This window comes from Mycobacteroides sp. H001 (assembly GCF_001440005.1).
Classification (GTDB): domain Bacteria; phylum Actinomycetota; class Actinomycetes; order Mycobacteriales; family Mycobacteriaceae; genus Mycobacterium; species Mycobacterium gwanakae.
Window position 1 is genome coordinate 255,658 of sequence record NZ_LJYH01000025.1, and the last position, 25,627, is coordinate 281,284.

A 25,627-nucleotide genomic window follows, 5' to 3' on the forward strand; every position below is an offset into this window, starting at 1 on the left:
TGGCGACCCAAATTCTTCAACGGAAGCCCTAAAGGAGAACCCGGTGCCGACCAACGAGCAGCGACGCCAGACTGCCAAGCGCAAGCTGGAGCGACAGCTGGAGAACCGTGCAGAGCGCGCCCGTAAGCAGCGGATCTGGGCGATCAGCGGTGCCGCGGTCGTCGCCGTCGTCGTGGCCGTGGCCATCACCGCGTGGCTGGCCATCAGCAAGAGCGATAAGACCGATGCGGCTCTGGACACCTCCACCACCCCGGTCTCCACGGTCGACGCGCCACCAACCTCTTCGTTGCCGACACCCGATGAGCCGCCCGTCACCGGGCCCGCGCTTCCGAAGTTCGTACCCTCCGCGGAGGTGGGCGCCAACTGCCAGTACCGGCCGGCAGATGCGCCCGCCAAGACCATCGAGAAGCAGATGCCACGGTCCGGCAAGATCCCAACCGATCCGCCGACCCTCACCGCCAGCATGAAGACCAGCCAGGGCAATATCGGCCTTGTTCTCGATAACGCCAAGGCTCCGTGCACGGTGAACAGCTTCGCGAGCCTGGCGCAGGGCGGCTACTTCGACAACACCATCTGCCACCGGATCACCAGCGGCGGGTTGTCGGTACTGCAGTGTGGCGACCCCAAGGGCACCGGTTCGGGCGGTCCGGGATACGAGTTCGACAACGAGTACCCGACCACTGCGTACAAGGCCGATGATCCAGCCGCCCAGCAAGCCGTTGTCTATCCGGCCGGCACGTTGGCGATGGCCAATGCGGGGCCGGGGACCAATGGCAGCCAGTTCTTCATGGTCTACAAGGATTCGAAGCTGCCACCGCAGTACACGGTGTTCGGCACCATCGATAAGACCGGGATGGACACCCTCGCCAAGATCGCCAAGAACGGGATCAAGCCCGGGCCACGTGGCGCGGGCGATGGCGCACCCGCGCAAGAAGTGAAGATCATCGATTTGCAGCTCGACTGACATGATCTCGCGTCGCGCAGCACTCGTAGGTGGATTGTCGGCAGTTGCTCTGGCGGCTGTTGGTTGTTCACGAAGCACCGAAAGCCGAACCTCGCCATCCGAACTAGCCTCCCTCGAAAAGGATTTCGGTGGACGCGTCGGCGTGTTCGCGCTGGATACCGGTTCGGGCGCCACCCTGGGCCACCGGGCAGATGAACGCTTCCTGATGTGCTCCACCGTGAAGACCTTCATCGTGTCGGCCATCCTGCACCGCCGCCTGAGTGAACCGGGGCTGCTGGACAAGCGGATTCAGTACGCACAGTCCGACCTCATGGAGTGGGCACCGATCACGTCCCAGCATGTGGCCGAGGGCATGACCGTCTCGGAACTGTGTGATGCAACCCTGCGCTACAGCGACAACACCGGCGCCAACCTGTTGATCGCGCAGCTCGGCGGTCCGAAGCAGACGGAGAAATTCGTTCGGAGCCTGGGCGACAACGTCTCTCGCATGGATCGCACCGAAGATCAGCTGAACGTCCCGGACGGCGATCTGGACACCTCGACCCCGCAGCAGCTGGTGACCAATCTGCGCAGGCTGGTGCTCGACGAGGGGCTCGATGCGCAGGGCCGTGATCTGCTCACCGACTGGTTGAAGCGCAACACCACCGGCGACCAGTCGATTCGGGCGGGAGTCCCGACGGGATGGACGGTCGGCGACAAGACCGGCAGCGGATTCAAAGGTGAGACCAATGACATCGCGGTGATCTGGCCGACCGGCCGTGCGCCGATTGTCGTCGCCGTGCTGACGGTCCCCGATGATCCGAAGTCCACTCAGGGCAAGCCGACCATCGCGGCGGCCACCCGCATCGCACTCAAGGCATTCGGCGCCTAGCCGTCTGGCGCGCCGATAACGGGCGTTAGGCGGCTGACGTCACCCGATAGACGTCATAGACGCCCTCGACGTTGCGTACCACGTTGAGAACGTGGCCCAGATGCTTGGGGTCGCCCATCTCAAAGGTGAAGCGGCTGATGGCCACGCGATCATTCGAAGTGGTCACCGAGGCCGACAGGATGTTCACCCGTTCGTCGGCCAGGGCGCGCGTCACATCGGAGAGCAACCGGTGCCGGTCCAGCGCCTCCACCTGGATGGCGACCAGGAAGACCGAGGATGCCGACGGCGCCCAATTCACTTCGATGATCCGTTCCGATTGCTGCTGCAGAGATTCGGCGTTGGTGCAGTCGGTACGGTGCACGCTGACTCCCCCGCCGCGCGTGACGAATCCAAGGATCTGATCCCCGGGCACCGGGGTGCAGCATTTCGCGAGCTTGGTCAGCACACCCGGTGCGCCCGGGACGGCCACGCCCACATCATCGGAACGCCGCTGGCGAATGGGCATGGTCGACGGTGTGGACCGTTCGGCCAGTTCCTCTTCAGCACTGTCCACACCACCGAGCTGAGCGACCAGTCGCTGCACGACATGCCGCGCCGACACATGCCCCTCGCCCACCGCGGTGTAGAGCTGCGAGGTGTCCTGGTAGCGCAGCTCGCGGGCCAGCGAGGCCATACCCTCACCATTGACCAAGCGCTGCAACGGAAGTCCGCCACGGCGCACCTCACGCGCGATCGCGTCCTTACCGGCCTCGAGCGCCTCTTCGCGGCGCTCCTTTGCGAACCACTGCCGGATCTTCGCCTTGGCGCGCGGCGACACCACAAAGGTCTGCCAGTCGCGTGAGGGACCGGCGTTGGCGGCCTTGGAGGTGAAGACCTCCACCACTTCCCCGTTTTCGAGCTTGCGCTCCAGCGCCACCAGCCGTCCGTTGACCCGGGCGCCGATGCAGCGATGTCCCACCTCGGTGTGCACCGCGTACGCGAAGTCGACGGGGGTCGATCCGGCGGGCAAGGTGATGACATCACCCTTGGGGGTGAAGACGAATATCTCCTGCACCGCCAGGTCGTAGCGCAACGATTCCAGGAACTCGCCCGGGTCGGCGGCCTCACGCTGCCAGTCGAGTAGCTGACGCATCCACGCCATATCGTCGATCTCGGCCGCCGCATGTGACTGCGGTACCGCGTTGCGGCCCTTGGCTTCCTTGTACCGCCAGTGCGCGGCAATGCCGTACTCGGCGGTGCGGTGCATATCGCGGGTGCGGATCTGCACCTCCAGCGGCTTGCCCTCGGGGCCCACGACAGTGGTGTGCAAGGACTGGTAGACACCGAAACGCGGCTGTGCGATGTAATCCTTGAACCGGCCCGCCATCGGCTGCCACAGGGAGTGCACCACGCCGACCGCGGCGTAACAGTCACGAATCTCGTCGCACAGAATCCGCACACCCACCAGGTCGTGGATATCGTCGAAGTCACGGCCCTTGACGATCATCTTCTGATAGATCGACCAGTAATGCTTGGGGCGCCCCTCAACCGTGGCACTGATTCGCGAACCATTGAGCGTGGCAACGATTTCCGCGCGCACCTTGGCCAGATAGGTGTCGCGCGACGGTGCCCGGTCGGCGACTAGCCGCACGATCTCCTCGTACTTCTTGGGGTGCAGAATCGCGAAGGACAGATCTTCGAGCTCCCACTTGACCGTGGCCATACCCAGGCGATGCGCCAGTGGGGCAATGACTTCGAGCGTCTCGCGGGCCTTGCGCGCCTGCTTCTCGGGCGGCAGGAATCGCATGGTGCGCATGTTGTGCAGCCGGTCGGCGACCTTGATCACCAGCACTCGAGGGTCGCGCGCCATCGCGATGATCATCTTGCGGATGGTTTCGCCCTCGGCAGCGTTGCCCAGCACCACTTTGTCGAGCTTGGTCACGCCGTCGACCAGGTGGGCAACTTCGGTGCCGAATTCGGTGGTCAGCTGCTCCAGGCTGTAGCCGGTGTCCTCGACGGTGTCATGCAGGATCGCGGCAACCAGTGTGGTGGTGTCCATGCCCAGCTCCGCCAGGATATTAGCCACGGCGATCGGGTGGGTGATGTAGGGATCGCCCGACTTGCGGAACTGTTCGGCGTGCCGGCTCTCTGCCACCTCGTATGCGCGCTGCAGCACCGAACGGTCGGCCTTAGGGTAGAACTCGCGATGGACGGCAAGCAGCGGTTCCAGGACCGGGCTGACGGCGCCACGCTGGGCTGTCATCCGGCGGGCCAGCCGGGCCCGCACCCGGCGCGAAGCGCTCATGGTGCCGCTGACCCGCAGCGAATCCGAGGTCGGTGTGGCTGGATCGCTCACGACAGGCAGGGATTCGACCGCGACCTGATTCTCGCTGGGCGCTTGCTCGTCAGCCACGGTTCACCTCCTACCGCCTAGATTAACGCTCAGATCACACGGAGCGCAGTTAATGGCAGCGGCGCCACGACCGCACGGCCGCCCAGACCAGCGAGTTCCAGAACAACACCGGCGCTGACAACCTCTGCTCCCGCGGCACTCAACAGCTTCACCGTCGCCGCGAGCGTGCCCCCGGTGGCCAGCACATCATCGATGATCGCCACGCGGTGGCCGGTCAGGTCCACCCCGTCAGCGGGAATCTCCAGCGCCGCGGTGCCGTACTCGAGTTCATAGGTCTGAGAATGCACCGGCGGCGGCAACTTTCCGGCCTTGCGCACCGCCAGGACGCCCACCCCGAGGCGAATCGCCACGGCCGCGCCGAGCAGGAAGCCCCGGGCGTCGATACCGGCGATGAGCGTGGCACCCGAGGCCGCCCGCGCCAACGCATCGGTGACCTGCGAGAGGCCATCGGCGTCGGCGAACAACGGCGTCAGATCCTTGAACTGGACCCCGGGCTCGGGGAAGTCGGCGACCTTCCGGGTCAGCCCGTCGATGAGCGCCGTCACGGCGTCGGCCGAGGTCACGCGGGCAACACCCAACGGTCCATGTTCCAGCCGGTGCCCCACCGGGTGACGCTCGGGGTGGCGGCGTACATCGTCTTGGGTGCGATCAGTACGCGCGGCTGCCGGTACAGCGGCAGCGTCGGCAGGTCATTCCACAAAATCGCCGAAGCATCGGCGAGCAGCCTGCTCTGATCCCGGGCGTTGGTGGTCACCGCCAAGGCCGCGATGATGCCGTCGATCTGGCCGTTGGCATAGTTCGCCGGGTTCTTCCCCTCGCGGGAACGCAGGGCGTAAGCATCCATGAGCCACGAACCCGTCGATCCACTTCCGGGGGCTCCGCCGATGGAGCTGAGGAGCGCATCAATCTGGTTGTTCCGCAACGACTGTGGGGTGATCTCGGGCGAGCTGACATCCTGCACGGTGATTCCGGCAGGTTCGCAGGCCTGCGCCATGGCGGAGACGATGGCCGCGCGGCGCGGGTTGGGCGCCTGGTATCCCACCCGGACCGTCAGCGGACGATTGGCCGCGGCAGCGCGGGCCGCGACAGGGTCCGAACGCATGAACCGTCCCGCCTCGGCGGCAGCCTCCACCGAGGCGAACGAGTCCCCGATGCTGGTATCCAGTCGCGCATTCATCACCGGCACCCCGGCGATTCCCGCGATGGCATCACGCGGCGTGCACAGTGCAACCGCGCGGCGCAGGTCGGGAGCTCCGACCGATCCCCCGGCGCCGAAGATGAGTTGTTCTACACCGGAACCGGGCTCCTCGGTACGCGCGAACCCGTCAGGCGCGGTGAGCGTCCCGGCTGATCCGGCAGCGACGTCGACAACCTCGAGATCACCGTCGGACAGCCGCTTTTGCACGTCGATCCCGCTGGGCCACACCGTGACCCGCTTGGTCACCGGCGGGCTCCCCCACCACTTGTCGTTGGCGACAAGCACAACCGAACCATCGTCGTTGTATCCGTCGAGCTTGTAGGGCCCCGACGAGGGGAACTTCGAGAGGTCCAGATCGGAGCCGAGATTCCACTGGTTGTTCCAGAACTCGGCGATCTTCTGCAGTGTCGGAACGTCATTGGCGGAGATGGCGCCGATCAGGTCCACGCCCCCGCCGAGCTTGTCGGCGATCACATGCCACGGCAACATCGTGGTGGCGGCGAACAACTGGGTCCAGTCGGTGAAGGCTCGATCCGGCGCGAAGGTCACCCGGGCGGTCTTCTGCCCGGGCTTGCAATCCACCGTGGAGATGTCGGCGTATCCCGCCGTGCTTGCCGCATCGAAGTCGGGCAGCCTGCCGGATTGCGCAAACCAGGACAGCACCATGTCTTCACAGGTCACCGGCTTGCCGTCGGAGTAGACGGCCTTTTCGTTGATGGTGTAGTCGAGCACCAGCGGAATGCGGCCGACGACCTCGACGCTGCCGAAGTCGTGGTCAGCGATCACCTGACCGTCAGGTCCGTGAAAGCCGAACCCGGTGAGCACTCGATTGAAGGCCTGTGCCCCCGCCGAGGCATTTCCCGCGACACTGTTGACGTTGTACGTCGTCAGGCGGCCATCGACGGCGTAGTCAAGCGTTTTCGCCGCCGAGGTCCAACACGAGGTCAGTAACCCCGCCGCCAGTAGCACCGTGGTCGCGATGGCGCCGATTCGAGCGATCCGTCTTGCCCCGGTCCGTGCTGGACTGCGTGAATCCATCAGTGCCGCCGTACGTTCCGCTTACCTTGAGGGCGGGCGCCGGGCCTGGGTTTCGCGGGTCGCACCGTGGTTGTCGAGGTGTCGGAGGTAGCCGATGCCGCTGCCTTGACCGTCTTGGTTCCCGAGCCGGTATCGGCCAGGGGTGCGGCGTCCGGCTTACGGCGGCTCAGCACCTTCTTGGTGTGGCTCGCCACCAGCTCGGTGCGCTCACGCAATGCCACCAACAGCGGAGTCGCGAAGAAGATGGACGAATACGTGCCCACCAGGATGCCGACAAGCTGAACCAGCGCAAGGTCTTTCAGTGTGCCCACACCCAGCAGCCAGATGGCCACCACGATAAGCGAGAGCACCGGGATCACCGAGATGAGGCTGGTGTTGATCGAACGCATGAAGGTCTGGTTCACGGCCAGGTTGGCATGTTCGGCGAAGGTGCGCCGCGACGTGTGCTGGAACCCGTGCGTATTTTCCTCGACCTTGTCGAACACGATCACGGTGTCGTACAAGGAGAATCCGAGGATCGTGAGCAGACCGATCACTGTCGCCGGGGTGACCTCGAAGCCCACCAGCGAGTACACACCGGCGGTGACCAGCAGGTCGAATACCAGCGCGGCCAGTGCGGCGATGGCCATGTAGCGCTCGTAACGTACGGCGATGTAGATACCGGACAGCACCAGGAACACACCCAGCGCCCACAGCGCCTTGTTGGTGATCTGTCCGCCCCAGGTTTCCGATACCGCCGAATCGCTGATGGCGTTGATGGACGGCTTGCCGTCAGATCCCTTGGGCGCGAACCGGTCGAAGAGCGCCTTGTGGAGCTTCGCCGATTCTTCGTTGTCGAGTGTCTCGGTGCGAATCTGGATCGAGGCCGAGTCACCGGTTCCGGTGACGACGATCGATTCGGCGTCGCGGCCCAACGTTTGGCTGAAGACGTCCTCGGTCTGCTGGACGGTGGCCTGGCCCTTCGGGAACGACACCTTGGTGCCGCCCTCGAAGTCGATACCGAAGACGAATCCCTTGATCGCGATCGACAAGATCGCGACCACCATGAACGCGCCACTGATCGCGAACCATAGGGTGCGCTTGCCGACGACGTCGACGGCACCGGTTCCGGTGTACAGGCGATAGAAGAACCCGTGTTCTGGTGCCGCAGTGGTGGTTTCCACCGCGCTGGACTTGGCGTCCGTCGCGGTGGCCTTGTCCGTGCCGTCCACGACATCCTTTTCGGTCCCGTTGCCGTTGCTCACGGTGTCGTTGCTGGTGCTCATGCGTGTGCCGCCGCCTTACGTTCGCGGGCAATCTGCTGGACCGCGCCGAGCCCGTTGTACACGGGCTTGGACAGGGTCGTGGATTTGGAGGACAGGTAGACAAGCGGCCACGTCACCAGGAACACCACCACGACGTCCAGGATGGTGGTGAGGCCCAGGGTGAACGCGAAGCCCTTCACCTGCCCGATGGCCAGCGCGTAGAGCACCACGGCGGCCAGCAGGGTCACCGCGTTACCCGACAGGATCGTCTTACGGGCACGAGCCCAACCGCGCGGCACCGCAGAACGGTAGGAACGCCCTTCTCGTATCTCGTCTTTGATGCGCTCGAAGAACACCACGAAGGAGTCCGCGGTGGTGCCGATGCCGATGATCAAACCGGCGATGCCGGCCAGGTCCAGGGTGTACGAGATGTATCGGCCCAACAGGACCAGGATGGCGAACACCATGGCGCCGGAGGCGACCAGGGACAGCGCGGTCAGGATGCCGAGCACACGGTAATAGATCAGTGAGTACAGCAGCACAATCGCCAACCCGATGGCGCCCGCGATCAGACCGGCCTTGAGCGAGGTCAATCCGAGTGTGGCTGAAACGGTTTCGGCATCGGAGGATTCAAACGACAGTGGCAGTGAACCGTACTTGAGCGCCGCGGCGAGCTGCTTGGCCGAGTCGGACGTGAACTGCCCGCTGATTTCGGTCTTGCCGCCCGGGATGGGTTCGCGGATGGCCGGAGCACTGATCACCTTGGAGTCCAACGTGAATGCCGTTTGGGTGCCCTGCTGCCAATGCGCGGAGGTGTAGTCCGCCCAGATCTTCGCGCCGGTGGGCTTGAATTCCATGCTCACCACATAGATACCGCGCTGCTGGTCGAGTCCGGAACTGGCGTCCTTGATCTCTTCCCCGCTGATGATCGACTTGTCCAGCAGGTAGGCGGCCTTACCGCCCTGGCTGTCGTCACCGCAGGTGACCAATGGAAGGTTCGGATCGTCGTTGCCCGCGAGCGGGTCATCGGGGTCGAAGCAGCGCGAGGACTGGACCTGGAGGGCCAGCATCTGGATCCGCGGATCCTCGCTCTGTCTGATCTGCTTCTCGAAGTCGATCAGCTGCTTGCGTTCCTCACCACTGCCCGGCTTGGGCGGCAGATCGGCGGGAGGAGCGGCCGGAGATGTTGTGGCATTCGGGGTCGCGGGCTGCGTTGCCGGTGGGGGTGGCGGCGGCGGTGTAGTGGTTTGTGCCGGATACGGACGCGGCTGCGGTTTCGGTGAAGGAGCCGCGGGTGCGGGCTTGCCACCGCCGGGCTCCGGTGGTGTCGCCTCCTGGCCGGTGCCGCCCGGCTGACCGCCCTGTGGGGCCCCGGGCTGGGGATTCTCCCTGGGCTGCGCCGGCACCATCTGAACGACGGGCCGGATGTAGAGCTTGGCGGTCTGACCGAGGTTGCGGGCCTCGCTGCCGTCGTTACCCGGCACGGTGATCACGAGGTTGTCGCCATCGATGATGACCTCGGACCCGGAGACGCCGAGTCCATTGACGCGCGCATTGATGATCTGCTGCGCCTGCGTCAGTGCTTCCTTGGTCGGCTTGGAACCGTCAGGGGTGCGCGCCGTCAGCGTGACGCGGGTTCCGCCCTGCAGGTCGATACCGAGCTTGGGTTTGGCGTGCTTGTCGCCGGTCAGGAAGACCAGCAGGTAAGCGCCAATCAGCAATACCAGGAAGGCAGCTAAATAACGCGCGGGGTGCACAGGGGCCGATGGCGAGGCCACGTGTCCGGTCTCCTTGCTTGTCGAGGGCGGGTCGGGAGGCTTTCAGGGGTGAGTAACGGCGGAGCCGTTACTCCTTGGTCAGCTCGACCCCGGAGCTCTCGACGTCGCGCGATGCCTCGCCAGCGGTGTCATCGGCGTCCTCGGCCTCATCGACGATCTTGTCGCGGATCGCGAGCTTCATCCAGCGCGTCACGACACCCGGCGCGATCTCCAGGTCCACGGTGTCGTCGGTGACGGCGGCGATGGTGCCCTGCAGGCCGGAGGTGGTGTGCACCCGGTCACCGATCGCCAGGGACTCGTGCAGCTCGATGGTGGCGTCCAGAGCTTTGCGCTGCCGCCGGTTCGCGAAGAAGAGGAACGCGCCCATAACGAGGATGAGCGGCAAAAAGACGATGATCGATTCCATGGCGGCTTTCGGGATTCTTTCCGTTGGGTCTTCACGAGGTCAGGCAGGGTCAGCGTGAAACAAGCACGCGACAAGTCACCAGTGTGCCATCCGACTCTGTGGAATTGACGCGAACCCCGGACCTGCGCGTCCTGGACTCAAGCGTGGTCTCAATCGAACAGCCCGGCCTGCCCTAGCACTTGTGGCGGCGGGGTAAGACCCAGGTGCGTCCACGCCAACGCCGTCGCCACCCGCCCGCGCGGCGTTCGCGCGAGCATCCCGGCGCGCACCAGAAACGGCTCGCATACCTCTTCGACGGTGGTCGACTCCTCCCCGACGGCCACCGCCAAGGTCGACAAGCCCACCGGGCCGCCGCCGAAGCTACGGGTCAGCGCGGAAAGCACCGCCCGGTCCAGGCGATCCAGCCCGAGTTCGTCCACGTCGTAGACCTCTAGAGCGGACTTCGCGACGTCCACGGTGATGACGCCGTCGGCACGCACTTCCGCATAGTCACGGACCCGGCGCAACAATCGGTTGGCGATGCGCGGGGTGCCGCGCGAACGCCGGGCAATCTCCACGCCCGCGTCGGCTCCCAGCTCAATGCCGAGGATTCCGGCCGATCGGGCCAGCACGAGTTCGAGCTCTTCGGACTCGTAGAAGTCCATGTGCGCCGTGAATCCGAAGCGATCACGTAGCGGCCCGGTCAGCGACCCAGAACGGGTTGTCGCGCCGACCAACGTAAAGGGCGCCACCTCCAGGGGGATGGACGTCGCACCGGGGCCCTTACCGACGACGATGTCGACCCGGAAGTCCTCCATGGCGAGGTACAGCATTTCCTCAGCGGGCCGGGCGATGCGGTGAATCTCGTCGATGAAGAGCACATCGTTTTCGACCAGATTGCTCAGCATCGCCGCTAGGTCACCCGCCCGCTCCAGCGCCGGGCCCGAGGTCACCCGCAGCGAAGAACCCAGCTCGGCGGCGATGATCATCGCCAGCGAGGTCTTCCCCAGCCCGGGCGGTCCGGACAGCAGGATGTGATCGGGAGTACCGCCACGATTTTTCGCACCGGACAGCACCAGATCCAGCTGCTCACGCACGCGCGGCTGGCCGATGAACTCCCGCAGCGACTTGGGCCGAAGTCCGGCGTCGATATCGTTCTCCCCGACGGTGAGCGCACCAGACATCTCGGGACCGGCATCGAAGTCGTCCTCCGCGCCGTCGAACTCGTCGAAGCGGCTCATCGTGTCTTACCCAGCAACGTCAGCGCCGACCGCAGCACGGTCGAGGTGTCTCCCTCGGAATTGTCTTGAGCCAGAACGGTGTCGGTGGCCTGTTCCGCTTGTTTGGCGGCGAATCCGAGGCCGATGAGGGCCTCGACGACCTGGGTGCGCACCAGCGATGCGGTGCCCCGGCCCAGCTCGGTGGCGCCACCGGGAGCCGCCGCCACCTTCTCGCGCAGTTCCAGCACCATGCGCTCGGCACCGCGTTTGCCGATCCCCGGCACCCGGGTCAGCGCATTGACATCGCCATCGGCCAGCGCCTGGCGCAGGGCCGATGCGTCGTAGACCGCGAGCGTGGCCATCGCGATCTTGGGCCCCACACCGGAGACACCGAGCAGCGTCAGGAACAGGTCACGCGCATCGGTATCGGTGAAGCCGTACAACGTCATCGAATCCTCGCGCACGATCATCGCCGTGATCAGCCGCACCTGGGCGCCGCACCGAAGCGTCGACAGCGTGGCCGGGGTGGCGTTGACGCGGTATCCGACTCCGGCGGCCTCGATCACCACATGATCGAGCGCGATGTCGATGACCTCGCCATTGACCGAAGCAATCATCGGGCTACCGCCTTCATCCGGGCCGCGAAGGCTTTCCGCTGCTCTTCGGCGGCGGCCTCCGCTTTCGCCATTCTCGCCAGCATGGGCGCACGCCAGCAGTGACAGATTGCCAGGGCCAGGGCGTCGGCCGCGTCGGCGGGCTTCGGCGCCGTCTGCAACTGCAGGATGCGCGTGATCATTGCGGTCACCTGGGATTTATCTGCCCGGCCATTGCCGGTGACGGCCGCTTTGACCTCCGACGGGGTGTGGAAATACACCTCAATGCCCCGCTTTGCGGCACTGAGCGCGACTATTCCGCCCGCTTGGGCGGTACCCATCACGGTCGACACGTTCTGCTGAGCGAAGACGCGCTCGATGGCCACCACGTCGGGACGGTGGGTGTCCATCCAATGCTCGACGACCTCACTGATCGCCAAAAGCCGTTGCGGCAGAGGCTGATTGGCCGGAGTGCGCACGACGTCGACATCCAGGGCCACCACCTTGCGACCCGAGGAGGCCTCGACCATGGACAGACCACACCGGGTGAGCCCCGGGTCGACTCCCATCACTCGCACGCGCCAGCCCTCTCGCCGTAGAACAGTTGTTCGATAGCATATCGAGAGAGGTCACCCATTCGGCATAGCAACACGCGAGGGCTCTGCAAATGTCAACATCCGTTGGCCTAAGCTCAGCGCATGTCTACCGAACCTCGGCGATCGGACGCCACTCGCGCGGCCATCCTTGAGGCCGCCCAGGAACACTTCGCGGGCGTCGGCTACGAGAAGGCAACCATACGGGCCATCGCCGCAACTGCGGGCATCGACCCGTCCCTGGTCATGCGCTACTACGGCAACAAGGCCAAACTGTTCACCGCCGCGGCCAACTTCGACATACATTTTCCCGAAGAACTAGCCGAGATTCCGCGTGATCAGCTCGGAGCGAGCTTGGTCCAGCACTTCCTCACCCAATGGGAAGCCGACGACACCATGGTCGCGTTGCTGCGGGCCGCGGTGTCCCACGAGTCCGCACGGGCGCGCATGGAGGAGATTTTCAGCTGCCAGATGGTTCCGGTCATCGAGTCATTGACCGCGGATCGGGCCATGGAACGCGCGGCGCTGATCGGTACCCAAATGATCGGCCTAGCGATGTGCCGTTACGTCATCCGGCTCGGCAACGTACCCGCGATGACGCACGAACAGATCATCGAACTCATCGCGCCGACCATCCAGGCTTACCTGGATTGTGACTGCGATTGCGAGGCGCCTTAACGCGCGCTCTCGGGCTGCGTCCACGGGCTCAGCCGTGGCACCCACCGCGGTACGTGCTGTGCGTACTCCGCATAGTCGCGGCCGAACCGCCGCAGCAGGCCGCGCTCTTCGACCAGCGGGAAGTAGATCGCGTTGACGGCCACGAAAACGGCCGCGTAGATGAGCAATCCCATGGAGTTCACCGCCAGCGCCTCACCCAACAGGATGGCGATGACGCCGGTGATCATGGGGTTACGCATGTGGCGATACGGACCAAGCACGACGAGACGTACCGGAGGATCGAAGGGCGCCAGGGAGCCCTTGCCGGTCTGATGGAAGAGCATAACGGTGCGCGTCACCAGGAACAGGCCGGCGGCCACCAGCAGGGTCCCGATCACCGTCGCCGTCATCGACATCTGATCCGACATCCACGACGGCACCTGCATGCCGGATCCGTAGAGGATCACCAACGGAATCAGAACCGTCACGGTGACCGGCAGCGCGAGCACCGCGCGCGCAGTGCGCCACAGGGTTGTCGTTTCAGGCGCCGGGGCGACTGTTTGTGTGGCCATGACCGGCCTCCCCTCACTCGTGGATGTCTTATATGTACGCCTGCTTGACATTCAAGTCAACAGATGTTGACCAACAGTTGTTGACGTCACAGTAACGCCGTCCAGTGACATTTGATTCCCGGCCATCGGCACGATTCGGGCCCGCCGTCTGGGTCCGATTACTGTCGTCGGAGTGTCTGTCGGAAAACTGCCCAGCGAGAAAACGGTTCAGTGGTGGCCTCCCCTCGGCGTGATCTTGATGCTGATACTCGGGTTCTCCGTGGGGAAAGGCTCAACGCCGTTCGACAGGTGGTTTTTCGATGCGACCCAGGTCGCGTTCGGGGTGCAGCCACGCTGGCTGCTGTTCTTCACCGATTGGGTGTTCCTGGTTCCGGTGCTCGTGGTGTGCGTCGGATTCGAGCTGTATCGGCGGCGTTGGCGGGTCGCGACAGTTGTCCTCGTCTGCCCCTTCATCGCGAACTGGACCACCCAGGCCACCAAGATGCTCGTCGGGCGCGAGAAGGGCGGATACCTCGCGTATCCCAGCGGCCACACCACCTTCGTGGTGGCCGTGACGGGGATGCTGGTGCTGGTCGCCGGAGGCGCCCTCTGGGCGTACATCGCGGCAGCGATTGTCAGCATGCTCGGACTACTCGGGCAGGTCGCCTGCGGGTATCACTACTTCACCGACACTATCGGTGCCGTCCTGGTCACCACCGCGGTCGTGACCCTGGCGTTCTGGGCTGCAGGTCAGTCTTCGTCGAGCGCGGCGAGCACCTCGTCGGACAAATCCACGTTGGTGTAGACGTTCTGCACGTCGTCGCTGTCTTCCAGTGCGTCGACCAGTTTGAACACCTTGCGGGCGGTATCGACATCGACCGGCACGCTCATCGACGGCTGGAAGCTGGCCTCCGCCGACTCGTAGTCGATCCCGGCCTCTTGCAGTGACTGCCGGACCGCGATCAAGTCGGTGGGCTCGGAGATGACCTCGAAGGTCTCGCCCAGGTCGTTGACCTCCTCGGCGCCCGCCTCCAGCACGGCCGTGAGCACGTCGTCCTCGGACAGACCGTTCTTCTCCAGCGTCACAACACCCTTGCGGGAAAACAGGTACGACACCGATCCCGGATCGGCCATGCTGCCACCGTTGCGGGTCATCGCAACCCGAACCTCACCGGCAGCGCGGTTGCGGTTGTCACTCAGGCACTCGATAAGCACCGCGACGCCGTTGGGGCCATAGCCCTCGTACATGATGGTCTGCCAGTCGGCACCGCCAGCCTCTTCGCCGGCGCCGCGCTTGCGGGCCCGCTCGATGTTGTCGTTGGGCACCGAGGTCTTTTTGGCCTTCTGGATGGCGTCGTAGAGCGTCGGGTTACCAGCCGGATCACCGCCGCCGGTACGCGCGGCGACCTCGATGTTCTTGATCAGCTTGGCGAACTCTTTGCCACGGCGCGCGTCTTTGACGGCCTTCTGATGCTTGGTGGTGGCCCACTTGGAATGGCCGCTCATGTACCCCTGTACTACTTTCTCTAGGTTCTGTCGCACTTCTGCGCTGCCCGAGTGTACTCGCGCACCTAGGGTGAATCACATGACTGTCCTGGTAGCCGACCCGATTGTCGACACTGTCCTGGACCGATACGCGTCAACCGTCGGAGACAGCCTCACCGATTACCGCAATCACCTGTACCGGGGCATGAACTACCAGCTCCGTCTTCTCGGCATGACGCAAGCCCCGCCCGAGATCGCGCTGGCGTGGGCGACGCACGATATCGGCATCTGGACGGCGGGGACCTGGGACTATCTGGATCCCTCGGTGGCACTGGCCGAGCAGCTGGCACCGGAGTTCGGTATCACCGACATCGATCGTCTCAAGGCAATGGTGGCCGACCACCACAAGCTCAGGTCGGCCGACGATCTGTGGGTCGAGACCTTCCGGCTGGGCGATCGGATCGACGCTTTCCGCGGCCTGTACGCCTGGACCGGACTGGAACGCGCCGATGTGCGCGAGGTGGTCGAGGCACTGCCCTACGGCGGTTTTCACGGGTTTTTATTGCGAACCGCCGGAAAGTGGACGCTCAAGCACCCGTCACGCCCGATGCCCATGCTGCGCTGGTAACCACCGCGTCGAGCGCATACCGCAGGCAGGTGAATCGAGCAGAATCGCTGCGCCTGGTATGCGCTCGGCGTCAGGCCTCGCGCACCATGTCGACGAACAGCTGGTGCACTCGCCGGTCCCCGGTGACCTCGGGGTGAAACGACGTCGCCAACGCGCTGCCCTGGCGCACCGCGACCGGATGCCCCTGCGCGGTGGCCAGCACCTCGACATCGCTGCCGACCCGCTCCACCCACGGCGCCCTGATGAACACCGCGTGCAGCCCACCATCGAGCCCCACGAAATCCAGATCACCCTCGAATGAGTCCACCTGGCGACCGAACGCATTGCGCCGCACCGTCATATCGATCGCGCCCAGCGCCACCGCATCCGGGCGGGTATCGAGTATCTCGCTGGCCAACAGGATCATGCCCGCGCAGGACCCGTAAACCGGCAGACCACCACGCAGACGCTCGGTGAGCGGGTCCAGCAGTTCGAACACGCGCAGCAAGTTGCTCATGGTGGTCGACTCCCCGCCGGGAATGACTAGCCCGTCTATCTTGGAGAGTTCCTCGGGACGGCGCACGCCAAGCGCGTCCGCACCCGAATCTTCCAGAGCAGCAACATGTTCCCTGACATCGCCCTGCAATGCCAGCACGCCGATCAACGGGCTCACGCCATGTTCCCCTTGGCGATCGACGCCTCGTCGGGGTTGCGCTCGTACCGGGTCAACCCCTCCTGCACCACCGCCGCGACCATCCGGCCCTCGCGATCGAAAATCCGGCCCTGAGTCAGCGCGCGTCCGTATCCGGCCGACGGCGACGTCTCGTCGTACAGCAGCCATTCATCGGCACGGAACGGACGCAGGAACCACAGCGCGTGATCCAGGGAAGCGGTCTGCAGTACCGCGTCCCGGTGCGGCACCTTGGAAGAACTCAGCAGCGTCAGATCGCTCATGTAGGCCAGCGCGCAGATGTGCAGCACCGGATCATCCGGAAGCTGCTTGCGGCAGCGGAACCATACCCGCTGCTGCGCGGCCAGCCGCGGGTTCCGGTCCATCAGCTCGTCGGGCACGATCCGGATGTCCCATTCGGCGAACTGCCGGAAGAGATCGTGGCTGAACGACCCCTCCGCGTCCTGCACATCGGGCAGGTCCTCGGGCGCCGGGACGGGCGGCATCAGATCCTGATGCTCAATGCCGGTGTCCAGCGTCTGGAAGGAGGCCGACATGCTGAAGATCGCTTGCCCGTCCTGGATCGCGGTGACCCGGCGGGTGCTGAACGAGCGGCCGTCGCGTACCCGATCAACGAGAAACACAGTGGGCTCGTTGGGATTTCCGGGCCGCAGGAAGTATCCGTGCAAGGAATGCACCAGGTACTGAGGCTCGACGGTGCGGACTGCCGAGACCAACGATTGCCCCGCAACCTGGCCACCGAAGGTACGGCGCAGGCTGCTCGGGGTCACGTTGCCTCGGAAGATGTCCTTTTCGAGCTGCTCGAGCGTCAGGATCTCTTCGATATCGGCCATCAGATGGTTTTACCAGCCGCGCTCGGCGAGCCGATGCGGCTGCGCGATGTCCTCCACATTGATACCGACCATCGCTTCACCCAGTCCGCGCGACACCTTGGCCAGCACATCCGGGTCGTCGTAGAAGGTGGTGGCCTTCACGATCGCCGCGGCGCGCTGCTCGGGGTTGCCGGACTTGAAGATTCCCGATCCGACGAACACACCCTCGGCGCCCAGCTGCATCATCATCGCGGCATCGGCCGGGGTGGCGATGCCGCCGGCGGTGAACAGCGTAACCGGCAGCTTGCCGGCGCGCGCGACCTCGACCACAAGGTCGTACGGTGCCTGCAGTTCCTTTGCGGCAACGTATAACTCGTCCTCGGACAGCGAGGTGAGCCGACGGATCTCGCCACCGATCTTGCGCATGTGCGTCGTCGCGTTGGACACATCGCCGGTACCGGCCTCACCCTTGGAACGGATCATGGCCGCACCCTCGGTGATGCGGCGCAGCGCCTCGCCCAGGTTGGTGGCACCGCACACGAACGGCACGGTGAACTTCCACTTGTCGATGTGGTTGGTGTAGTCGGCCGGGGTCAGCACCTCCGACTCGTCGATGTAGTCCACGCCCAGGCTCTGCAGGATCTGCGCCTCGACGAAGTGCCCGATGCGGGCCTTGGCCATGACGGGGATGCTGACGGTGCTGATGATGCCGTCGATCATGTCCGGGTCGCTCATGCGGGACACGCCGCCCTGCGCGCGAATGTCCGCGGGTACGCGCTCCAGCGCCATGACAGCGACAGCACCGGCGTCTTCGGCGATCTTCGCCTGTTCCGGCGTAACGACGTCCATGATGACGCCGCCCTTGAGCATCTCGGCCATGCCGCGCTTGACGCGCGCAGTGCCGGTTCCGGTCTCGGGGGACGTTCCATTGGTCGTGCTAGTCAACTGAGGGCTCCTGGATGTCGGTTTCTGCCACCAGTCTAATGCGGCCACACCAGCGATTTTGTCCCGGGAGGTGCGGTGACCGGCCTCACCCGATGAGGATCGGGTCGCGGCGCCCACCGGCGGCCACCGCATCCGCGGCAGTGGCGGCCTCTCCGAGCAGCTCTCCCAGCTGATTCGGGAACACCTGCTCCCCCGAGGCCGCGAGTGCGGCGATCTCCTCGGCGTCGCACCAGCGGTGCCCGGTGATGTAGCGCTGCTCCAAATTGGTGCGGCCGTCCGTCGCCGGTTCGAACCTCTTGGTCCGGTGCACGAAGAACAATTCCTCGGAGCGGATGGTGGTTCCGTTGAAGTCGAAGACGGCTACCCGACGCCACAGTGGGCCCACCAGGCGCCCGGAGGGAACCGATAATCCGGTCTCCTCGACCAGCTCGCGCACCGCGCCGTCGCACAGCTTCTCCCCCGGCAAGGTCTGTCCGCCCACCGTGAACCACCAATGCACTGCCGGGCTGGGGGCGGCCGGATCGAAGCCGCGCAGCAGCAGCACCCGGCCATCCTCATCGAGCAGGATGATCCGCGCCGAGGTGCGGAAGTTGGCCAGGGCCGGGTCTTCGGTGCCCGCGCCCTGACGGTCGATGATTTCGAAATACGTTGGCATCGGCGCGGTTCCGCCCAGACGCAACCAGCGCACTGGTCTGCGCACCCGCAGGGCCAGAGTGTCGCGTACCGCGTCGTTGTGGAAGCGCCGCGCGATCAGCACCCGCGTCTCGGCGTCAGCGAGCTCGGCCACCAGCGCGGGGCGCAGCCGCTCGGAGTCGACGGTGGACAACGCTGAGGCCAGCTGGTTCTCCGCATACTCGCGCCGGTCACGTTCGGCCCGCTCGGCTTTCGCGGCGAGTTTGATCAGTTGGTCGTCCTTGAGCGCATCTCCGACCGCCCGTGCGACGACGGCGCGGCGTGCCAGCGCGGCATCGAGGGCCTGCCAGGACAGGTCGCTGCGCACGTGCAGTCGGTCCAGCCGGTTGGCTACCAGATAGGCCCACAACAGGCCCAGCGCGACCAGCGTGCCGATGAGGGCGATGACGATGACGGTCAACGCCGAGAAGGTCACCAACTGTCGACCTTCACACGCGCACCGGACGCGGTGACAGTCTCGTAGACGAGCATGATCTGCTGCGCGACCACCGACCAGTCGTACCGCTGCACTGCCTCGGTGCCTGCCGTCACCAGCTTCGCGCGCCCCTCGTCGTCGCCGAGCACGTCGATGATGGCCGCCGCCAAGGCATCCGCATCACCGGTGGGTGTTAACCGTCCCGCCGAGCCGTCCAGGAGCACACGGCGGAAGGCGTCCAGCGAGCTGGCGACCACCGCGGTACCCGCCGCCATCGCCTCCACCAACACAATGCCGAAGCTCTCGCCGCCGATGTTGGGGGCGCAGTAGACGTCGGCACTGCGCATGGCCGAGGCCTTGGTGGCATCGTCCACCTGCCCGAGGAAGCGCAGATGTTTCGCCAACGGCCCTGCCTGCGTGCGCAGTTCGGCCTCATCGCCCCGACCGACGATCAGGATCTCAACATCGGAGAAGCTGGCCGCGATCTTCGGCAGCGCGCCCATCAACACGTCCATGCCTTTGCGTGGCTCGTCATAGCGGCCCAGGAAAAGCACCGTCTTACCTGCCCGCGGGTAGCCCTCCAGCATCGGCGCCCCGGAAAAGGACCGGACATCGACGCCGTTGGGAATCTCGACCGCGTCAGATCCGAGTGCTTCCATCTGCCAGCGCCGGGCCAACTCCGAGACCGCGATCCGGCCGACGATCTTTTCGTGCCACGGGCGCAGCACCGCCTGAAACACGCTCAGCGTCAACGACTTCGTGGTAGACGTGTGGAAGGTGGCGACGATCGGGCCCTCGGCCACCATGAGCGCCAGCATGGACAGACTCGGCGCGTTCGGTTCATGCAGGTGCAATACATCGAAGTCGCCGTCGACCAGCCAGCGCCGGGTCTTGGCATAGGTGGCTGGGCCGAACCGCAGCCGCGCCACCGAGCCGTTGTACGGAATCGGGACGGCCTTACCGCCGGACACCACGAACTCGGGCAGCTCAACGTCCGACGAGGACGGTGCGAGCAGGCTGACGTGGTGTCCGCGGTCCCTCATGACCTCCGCCAGCTGCACCACATGGGACTGGACGCCACCCGGTACATCAAAGGAGTACGGGCAGACCATCCCGATGCGCATTACGCCTGCCCACCAACGGGATCAGTCTCCCGGGGGGCCGCCCGACCATCAGTGTCCGATTCCGGGGCGGCCTCGAGATTCTTCTCCGGCGCCGGTTGGGCCGGCGAGGTCCGCAACCTAGTTCGACGCTCTTCGGACAGGTCGTCAAGCCACAGCGGCTGCAACATATGCCAATCCGCGGGACGCTCGGCGATATTGGCGGCAAACTCATCGGCGAGCGCCTGGATGACGACCGCGACATCGCCCGATGACGTATCAATGGGCGCCTGGATCCGCACGCCCCATTGACCGTGCGGCTCGAACCAGCAGTGTGCCGGCAGCAGGCGTGCTCCGGTGTCGATCGCCAACCGGGCCGGGCCCGCGGGCATCCGAGCTTCTGCGCCGAAGAAGTCGACCGGGACACCACTGCGGCTCAAATCGCGATCGGCCATGAGACAGACGACGCGGTTTTCCCGCAGCCGCGTTGCCAGCGTCTCGTACGGCCCGGTGGAGTCGCCGCTGGATGCGAGCACCTCGAAGCCCAGGGTTTCCCGGTAATCCAGGAACCGGCGGTACAGCGACTCGGGTTTGAGACGCTCGGCCACCGTGGTGAAGGTCCCGTAGGTTTGGGCCAGCCACACCCCCGCCATATCCCAGTTTCCGCTGTGCGGCAGGGCGATGATCGTGCCCCGTCCCTGGGCCTGCGACTCATCGAGATACCGGCGACCGAACAGGGAACTATCCAGACGAGCCGCCAGGCGCTCCATGTTGTGCGACGGCAGCCGGAATGCTTCACGCCAGTACCGGGCATAGGAACGCATCGAGTCGATCATCAGCCGGTCGGGCACCTCGCGCGGATGCACGCCAAGCACGCGGGCCAGGTTCTTACGCAGCTGTTCGGGTCCACCGTTGCGGGCACCCACCATGGCACCGACATCGAATATGGCGCGGGCGAGCAGATCTGGCGTCATCTGCGTCAGATTCCAGCCGGCGGCATACCCCCAGTCAGCAGCACGTTCGCCCCACACACTCATGACTGATTCGTCTCCGCGGTGTCCTGTCCGGCATCGGAATTGGGCAGCAGATCAAGTGCGCCGGGAGATGCGCGCACCGCATGCATGCGCTGCGCCACCGTCACCAGGCTCGCGATCGCGAGCACCCACATCGCTACATGCAGCGGTTCCGGTAACCCGAACCCGCCGCTGAAGATCGCTCCGGCAAGCACGATGATGAGCCGTTCCGGGCGCTCAATCAGCCCGCCGTCAGCACGCAGCCCGGAGGCCTCGGCCCGCGCCTTCACGTACGAGATCACCTGCGAGGTGATCATGCAGATCAGTGTGGCCACGACCAAAGACGTTGATCCCCAACCGAATGCCGCCCACCACAGCAGTCCGGCGAACACCGCGCCATCGGCCACACGATCACATGTGGCATCCAGCACCGCGCCGAATCTGGTGCCACCACCACGGGCTCGCGCCATCGCTCCATCGAGCATGTCGAACATGGTGAACAGCCAGACCGCCATGCCACCCCAGAACAGGTGGCCCGTCGGGAAAAGGGTGAGCGCGGCGACGACCGTCGCCGCGGTCCCGAAGATGGTGACGGTGTCCGGGGTGAATCCGGCGCGCAGCACCGCGCCGGCAAGCGGGTTGATGATCTTCGCGAACGTCTCCCGGGACAAGAAGCCGCTCATGGCAGCTGCTCCCAGGCGCTGGCGAGTAGCTGGCGGGTGTCCCGCAGGAGCTGTGGCAGCACCTTGGAGTCGCCGATGATGGTGATGAAGTTGGCGTCGCCGCCCCAGCGCGGCACCACGTGCTGATGCAAATGTTCGGCCAGCGATCCACCTGCCGCCGTGCCCAGGTTGAGTCCCACGTTGAAACCGTGCGGGCGTGACACCTTTTTGATCACCCGAATCGCCTTCTGGGTGAACGCCATCAGCTCGCGACTCTCATTCTCGGTGAGGTCCTCGAGCTCGGCGACCTGCCGATACGGCACCACCATGAGATGTCCCGGGTTGTACGGGTACAGGTTGAGCACCGCGTACACGTGCTCCCCGCGCGCCACCACCAGACCGTCTTCGTCGGCCATCTCGGGAATGTCGGTGAACGGAGCGGACTCCGCCCCACTCGCCTTCACCGCCTCCACCAGATAGGTCATCCGGTGCGGGGTCCAGAGCCGCTGCAGGTGATCGGGGTCGCCCACTCCCCGGTCGGTGATGGTCGAGTCCTCGTCAGTCACGGGTCCCCAGCTTCATCAGTTCGGCGGTCGGAGAAACGTTCTCGTGTCTGTTCACCCAATCGATGATGGCGGCCACGGCCTCATCACGGGGCACTCCGTTCACCTGGGTACGGTCGCGGAAGCGGAAGCTCACCGCGCCCGCCTCCACGTCACGATCGCCGGCCAGCAGCAGGAACGGCACACGCTGGTTGGTGTGGTTGACGATCTTCTTGTTCATGCGGTCATCGCTGACATCGATCTCGGCCCGAATGCCCTGCGATTTGAGCTGCGAGACAATGTCGCTCAGGTACGGCGCGTGGGCGTCGGCAATCGGGATACCAACAACCTGCACCGGCGATAGCCAGGCCGGGAAGGCACCCGCGTAGTGCTCGGTGAGCACACCGAAGAACCGCTCGATAGACCCGAACAGTGCGCGGTGGATGAGTACCGGACGCTGACGGGTTCCGTCGGCAGCGGTGTACTCCAGTTCGAATCGCTCCGGCATGTTGAAGTCGAGCTGGATGGTCGACATCTGCCAGGACCGGCCCAGCGCGTCCTTGGCCTGTACCGAGATCTTAGGACCGTAGAACGCCGCGCCACCCGGATCCGGGACCAGCTGCAGCCCGGAGTCGAGCGCCACCTGTTCCAGGGTCTTGGTCGCTTGCTCCCAGTCCTCATCGGATCCAACGAATTTCGTCTCGTCCTTGGTCGACAGCTCCAGGTAGAAGTCGTCGAGCCCGTAATCGGACAAAAGATCCAGCACGAACCGCAGCAGCGACGTCAGCTCTTCGTGCATCTGCTCGCGGGTGGTGTAGATGTGCGCGTCGTCCTGCGTCATGCCCCGCACCCGGGTCAGACCGTGCACAACACCGGATTTCTCGTATCGGTACACCGATCCGAATTCGAAGAGCCGCAAAGGCAATTCACGGTATGAACGGCCCCGCGCCCGGTAGATCAGGTGGTGCATCGGGCAGTTCATGGGCTTGAGGTAGTAGTTCTGCCCCGGCTTGCGCACGGTGCCGTCGTCATTGAGTTCGGCGTCGATGTGCATGGGCGGGAACATGCCGTCGGAGTACCAGTCCAGGTGCCCGGAGGTCTGGTACAGGTTTTCCTTGGTGATGTGCGGAGTGTTGACGAATTCGTACCCGGCGGCGGTGTGCTTGGCGCGCGAGTAGTCCTCAAGTTCCTTGCGGATGATGCCACCCTTGGGGTGGAAAACCGGCAGACCGGAACCGATTTCGTCGGGGAAGCTGAACAGATCGAGCTCCACACCGAGCTTGCGGTGGTCGCGCCGCAGCGCCTCTTCCAGCAGTTCGAGGTGCTTGTCGAGCGCCTCTTGCGACTCCCAGGCGGTGCCGTAGACGCGCTGCATGCTGGCGTTGGCCTGATTGCCGCGCCAGTAGGCGGCCGAGCTGCGGGTGAGCCGGAACGCAGGGATGTGTTTGGTGGTGGGAATGTGCGGGCCACGGCACAGGTCGAACCATTCCCGTTCCCCGGTACGGGGATTCAGGTTGTCGTAGGCGGACAGCTCGTCGCCACCTACCTCCATCACCTCGGGGTCGTCGGCGCCCGACTTATCGGAGACAAGCTCCAGCTTGAACGGCTCGTTGGCCAATTCCGCCTGCGCCTCTTCCACCGAGCCGTACACCCGGCGTGAAAAGCGTTGCCCCTCCTTGATGATCTGCTTCATCTTCTTTTCGAGGGCCGCCAGGTCCTCAGGCGTGAAGGCGTGATCGATCCCGAAGTCGTAGTAGAAGCCATCGGTGATCGGCGGACCGATACCAAGCTTGGCCTTCGGGAAGAGGTCCTGCACTGCCTGCGCCAGCACGTGGGCGGCCGAGTGCCGGATGACGCTGCGCCCGTCCTCAGTGTTGGCCGCGACCGGCTCTACCTCGGTGTCGACCTCAGGAGTCCACGACAGATCCTTCAACCCACCGTCCACCCGGACGACGACGATGGCGTCCTCGCCCTTGCCCGGCAGACCAGCCTCGCGCACCGCAGTCCCCGCCGTCGTCCCGGCCGGCACCCGGATAGGGGGCACAGGGGAAGACGGGTTGGGCGCAGTCATCAGCAGTTCTCCACTTCAGAGACGGGGGGTTTGCGAACTCATGCTATCGGTCCACACCAGCGCCTTCCCAGCCGATGGGCACCGAGAGCACTCAGGCCGAGCGCGCCCGGAAGGTATTCCGGTAAGCGAGCGGGGAGACCCCGGTGAGCCGACGGAACTGCTCCCGGAAATTCGCAGGTGAACCGAACCCCACCTCGCGCCCGATCCACTCCACGGAGTCCGCCGAACATTCCAGCAGCTGCTGGGCATGACGGACACGCACGCCGGTGAGCCACTGCATCGGCGTCTGTCCCGTTTCGGCCCGAAATCGCCGGTTGAGGCTGCGCACGCTGGTTGATGCCTGGACCGCGAGGTCCTCCAGGGAAAGTTCTCGATGGGCGTTGTGCTCGATCCACGCCAGCATCTCGCCGAGGCCTGCCTCGGTGCGCTGACGGTTCCGGATGACGTATTGAGCTTGACCGCCGTCCCGGTGCAGCGGCGCCACGGCCACCCGGGCCGCCTCGGCAGCGACCGCCGTGCCGTGATCGCACGTGACCATGTGCAAACACAGATCGAGCCCGGCCGAAGCCCCGGCGGAGGTGAGCACCTGGCCCTCGTCCACGTACAGCACATCGGCATCCAGGCGTACGTCCGGATACATCTGCCGAAACAGGTCAGCGGCGAGCCAGTGCGTGGTGGCACGCTTGCCGTCCAGAATTCCGGCCTCGGCGAGCGTGAAGGCTCCGGCGCAGATGGAAGCGATGCGCGCACCGCGGGCGTGCGCTGCCTGCAGTGCCTCGATGACGCCGTCGGGCGTGGGCGCGGTCACGTCGTTGCGCGCGGGCACCACGATCGTGTCGGCGTTCGAAAGAGCCTCAAGCCCAAGATCTGTGGCGATGCCGAACGGTCCGGCAGAGACGACCGGTGCCGTGCCGCACACCCGCACCCGGTAGGGCCGAGTGCCGTCGGCGAGGTGCACGCGGCGAAACACCTCCACAGCGGTCGCCAGGTCGAACCCGATGGTGTCGGGAAGGGCGAGGACGAGTACCGAGTGAGGCTCGCCCGAATGACCCAAGAGCACCGAGTGAGGCTCGCCCGAACAGCCCGGAACGGAATGCATGCGGCGAG

The 25,627-nt window shown here is 65.2% G+C and carries 25 protein-coding genes and 1 pseudogene; 5 read left to right on the plus strand and 21 right to left on the minus strand.

Annotation, left to right across the window (positions count from 1 at the left end; genetic code table 11):
• Positions 1-43: 43 nt before the first annotated feature.
• On the plus strand, positions 44-964 hold the full coding sequence (locus AOT83_RS10220) for a peptidylprolyl isomerase (RefSeq protein ID WP_030093604.1): 921 nt from the start codon (positions 44-46) through the stop codon (positions 962-964).
• Position 965: 1 nt separating this feature from the next.
• Complete coding sequence (gene blaMAB, locus AOT83_RS10225; RefSeq protein WP_057965988.1) at positions 966-1,835, plus strand: MAB family class A beta-lactamase; 870 nt, start codon at positions 966-968, stop codon at positions 1,833-1,835.
• Between the two features lie 25 nt (positions 1,836-1,860).
• On the opposite strand, the gene AOT83_RS10230 is transcribed toward blaMAB, so the two are convergent.
• The 9 genes from AOT83_RS10230 to ruvC form a co-directional block, all read right to left on the minus strand.
• On the minus strand, positions 1,861-4,227 hold the full coding sequence (locus AOT83_RS10230; RefSeq protein WP_030093606.1) for a RelA/SpoT family protein: 2,367 nt from the start codon (positions 4,225-4,227) through the stop codon (positions 1,861-1,863).
• A gap of 29 nt (positions 4,228-4,256) precedes the next feature.
• Complete coding sequence (locus tag AOT83_RS10235) at positions 4,257-4,790, minus strand: adenine phosphoribosyltransferase (RefSeq protein WP_030093607.1); 534 nt, start codon at positions 4,788-4,790, stop codon at positions 4,257-4,259.
• Positions 4,787-6,463 carry an ABC transporter substrate-binding protein gene (locus tag AOT83_RS10240; RefSeq protein WP_030093608.1) on the minus strand — a complete coding sequence of 559 codons (1,677 nt, stop codon included), beginning with the start codon at positions 6,461-6,463 and terminating at the stop codon, positions 4,787-4,789. Before AOT83_RS10240 ends, AOT83_RS10235 begins: the two co-directional genes overlap by 4 nt.
• Complete coding sequence (gene secF / locus AOT83_RS10245; RefSeq protein ID WP_057966046.1) at positions 6,463-7,707, minus strand: protein translocase subunit SecF; 1,245 nt, start codon at positions 7,705-7,707, stop codon at positions 6,463-6,465. The genes AOT83_RS10240 and secF overlap by 1 nt, the downstream gene beginning before the upstream one ends.
• A gap of 17 nt (positions 7,708-7,724) precedes the next feature.
• Positions 7,725-9,485, minus strand: coding sequence for a protein translocase subunit SecD (secD, locus tag AOT83_RS10250; protein ID WP_030093610.1), 1,761 nt, complete (start codon positions 9,483-9,485; stop codon positions 7,725-7,727).
• A 67-nt stretch (positions 9,486-9,552) separates the two neighbouring features.
• A complete protein-coding gene (yajC, locus tag AOT83_RS10255; RefSeq protein ID WP_030093611.1) occupies positions 9,553-9,891 on the minus strand; it encodes a preprotein translocase subunit YajC in 339 nt (112 codons plus the stop codon).
• 149 nt (positions 9,892-10,040) lie between these two features.
• On the minus strand, positions 10,041-11,111 hold the full coding sequence (gene ruvB, locus AOT83_RS10260; RefSeq protein WP_044103942.1) for a Holliday junction branch migration DNA helicase RuvB: 1,071 nt from the start codon (positions 11,109-11,111) through the stop codon (positions 10,041-10,043).
• Positions 11,108-11,707: a Holliday junction branch migration protein RuvA gene (gene ruvA, locus AOT83_RS10265; protein ID WP_057965989.1), complete on the minus strand. Its 600-nt coding sequence runs from the start codon at positions 11,705-11,707 to the stop codon at positions 11,108-11,110. The genes ruvB and ruvA overlap by 4 nt, the downstream gene beginning before the upstream one ends.
• Positions 11,704-12,261 (minus strand): crossover junction endodeoxyribonuclease RuvC, encoded by a 558-nt coding sequence (ruvC, locus tag AOT83_RS10270; RefSeq protein WP_044103943.1) that lies wholly within the window; start codon positions 12,259-12,261, stop codon positions 11,704-11,706. The genes ruvA and ruvC overlap by 4 nt, the downstream gene beginning before the upstream one ends.
• Positions 12,262-12,381: 120 nt before the next feature.
• Between ruvC and AOT83_RS10275 the strand changes: the two genes are divergently transcribed.
• On the plus strand, positions 12,382-12,954 hold the full coding sequence (locus tag AOT83_RS10275; RefSeq protein WP_030093615.1) for a TetR family transcriptional regulator: 573 nt from the start codon (positions 12,382-12,384) through the stop codon (positions 12,952-12,954).
• 89 nt (positions 12,955-13,043) lie between these two features.
• On the opposite strand, the pseudogene AOT83_RS10280 reads toward AOT83_RS10275, so the two are convergent.
• A pseudogene (locus AOT83_RS10280) lies at positions 13,044-13,505 on the minus strand (methyltransferase); the annotation flags it as partial.
• A 172-nt stretch (positions 13,506-13,677) separates the two neighbouring features.
• Here AOT83_RS10280 and AOT83_RS10285 point away from each other — a divergent pair.
• Positions 13,678-14,289: a phosphatase PAP2 family protein gene (locus AOT83_RS10285; RefSeq protein ID WP_109365239.1), complete on the plus strand. Its 612-nt coding sequence runs from the start codon at positions 13,678-13,680 to the stop codon at positions 14,287-14,289.
• On the opposite strand, the gene AOT83_RS10290 is transcribed toward AOT83_RS10285, so the two are convergent.
• Entirely contained in the window at positions 14,235-14,990 is a 756-nt protein-coding gene (locus AOT83_RS10290; protein WP_030093618.1) for a YebC/PmpR family DNA-binding transcriptional regulator, read from the minus strand. The two genes, AOT83_RS10285 and AOT83_RS10290, sit on opposite strands and share 55 nt — an antisense overlap.
• A gap of 79 nt (positions 14,991-15,069) precedes the next feature.
• Between AOT83_RS10290 and AOT83_RS10295 the strand changes: the two genes are divergently transcribed.
• On the plus strand, positions 15,070-15,597 hold the full coding sequence (locus AOT83_RS10295) for a hypothetical protein (protein ID WP_057965990.1): 528 nt from the start codon (positions 15,070-15,072) through the stop codon (positions 15,595-15,597).
• Positions 15,598-15,667: 70 nt separating this feature from the next.
• Here the strand turns inward: AOT83_RS10295 and pdxT are convergent, their stop codons facing one another.
• From pdxT to AOT83_RS10345, 10 genes are all read right to left on the minus strand, one after another.
• Positions 15,668-16,237, minus strand: coding sequence for a pyridoxal 5'-phosphate synthase glutaminase subunit PdxT (gene pdxT, locus AOT83_RS10300; protein ID WP_057966047.1), 570 nt, complete (start codon positions 16,235-16,237; stop codon positions 15,668-15,670).
• 8 nt (positions 16,238-16,245) lie between these two features.
• Positions 16,246-17,100: an acyl-CoA thioesterase II gene (locus tag AOT83_RS10305; protein ID WP_030093621.1), complete on the minus strand. Its 855-nt coding sequence runs from the start codon at positions 17,098-17,100 to the stop codon at positions 16,246-16,248.
• Between the two features lie 9 nt (positions 17,101-17,109).
• The gene (gene pdxS, locus AOT83_RS10310) at positions 17,110-18,024 is read right to left on the minus strand and encodes a pyridoxal 5'-phosphate synthase lyase subunit PdxS (RefSeq protein ID WP_030093622.1); all 915 of its coding nucleotides are present in this window, start codon (positions 18,022-18,024) and stop codon (positions 17,110-17,112) included.
• An 85-nt stretch (positions 18,025-18,109) separates the two neighbouring features.
• The gene (locus AOT83_RS10315; RefSeq protein WP_030093623.1) at positions 18,110-19,132 is read right to left on the minus strand and encodes an NUDIX domain-containing protein; all 1,023 of its coding nucleotides are present in this window, start codon (positions 19,130-19,132) and stop codon (positions 18,110-18,112) included.
• Positions 19,129-20,256, minus strand: a complete 1,128-nt coding sequence (locus tag AOT83_RS10320) for a glycosyltransferase family 4 protein (RefSeq protein ID WP_030093624.1) — start codon at positions 20,254-20,256, stop codon at positions 19,129-19,131. Before AOT83_RS10320 ends, AOT83_RS10315 begins: the two co-directional genes overlap by 4 nt.
• Positions 20,256-21,269 carry a phosphatidylinositol mannoside acyltransferase gene (locus AOT83_RS10325; protein ID WP_081343743.1) on the minus strand — a complete coding sequence of 338 codons (1,014 nt, stop codon included), beginning with the start codon at positions 21,267-21,269 and terminating at the stop codon, positions 20,256-20,258. The genes AOT83_RS10320 and AOT83_RS10325 overlap by 1 nt, the downstream gene beginning before the upstream one ends.
• Positions 21,266-21,928: a phosphatidylinositol phosphate synthase gene (gene pgsA, locus AOT83_RS10330; protein ID WP_057965991.1), complete on the minus strand. Its 663-nt coding sequence runs from the start codon at positions 21,926-21,928 to the stop codon at positions 21,266-21,268. Before pgsA ends, AOT83_RS10325 begins: the two co-directional genes overlap by 4 nt.
• A complete protein-coding gene (locus AOT83_RS10335) occupies positions 21,925-22,473 on the minus strand; it encodes an HIT domain-containing protein (RefSeq protein ID WP_057965992.1) in 549 nt (182 codons plus the stop codon). Before AOT83_RS10335 ends, pgsA begins: the two co-directional genes overlap by 4 nt.
• Positions 22,466-24,520 (minus strand): threonine--tRNA ligase, encoded by a 2,055-nt coding sequence (gene thrS, locus AOT83_RS10340; protein WP_030093628.1) that lies wholly within the window; start codon positions 24,518-24,520, stop codon positions 22,466-22,468. Before thrS ends, AOT83_RS10335 begins: the two co-directional genes overlap by 8 nt.
• Before the next feature lie 91 nt (positions 24,521-24,611).
• Positions 24,612-25,619 carry a helix-turn-helix domain-containing protein gene (locus AOT83_RS10345; protein ID WP_078284541.1) on the minus strand — a complete coding sequence of 336 codons (1,008 nt, stop codon included), beginning with the start codon at positions 25,617-25,619 and terminating at the stop codon, positions 24,612-24,614.
• Positions 25,620-25,627 lie beyond the last annotated feature (8 nt).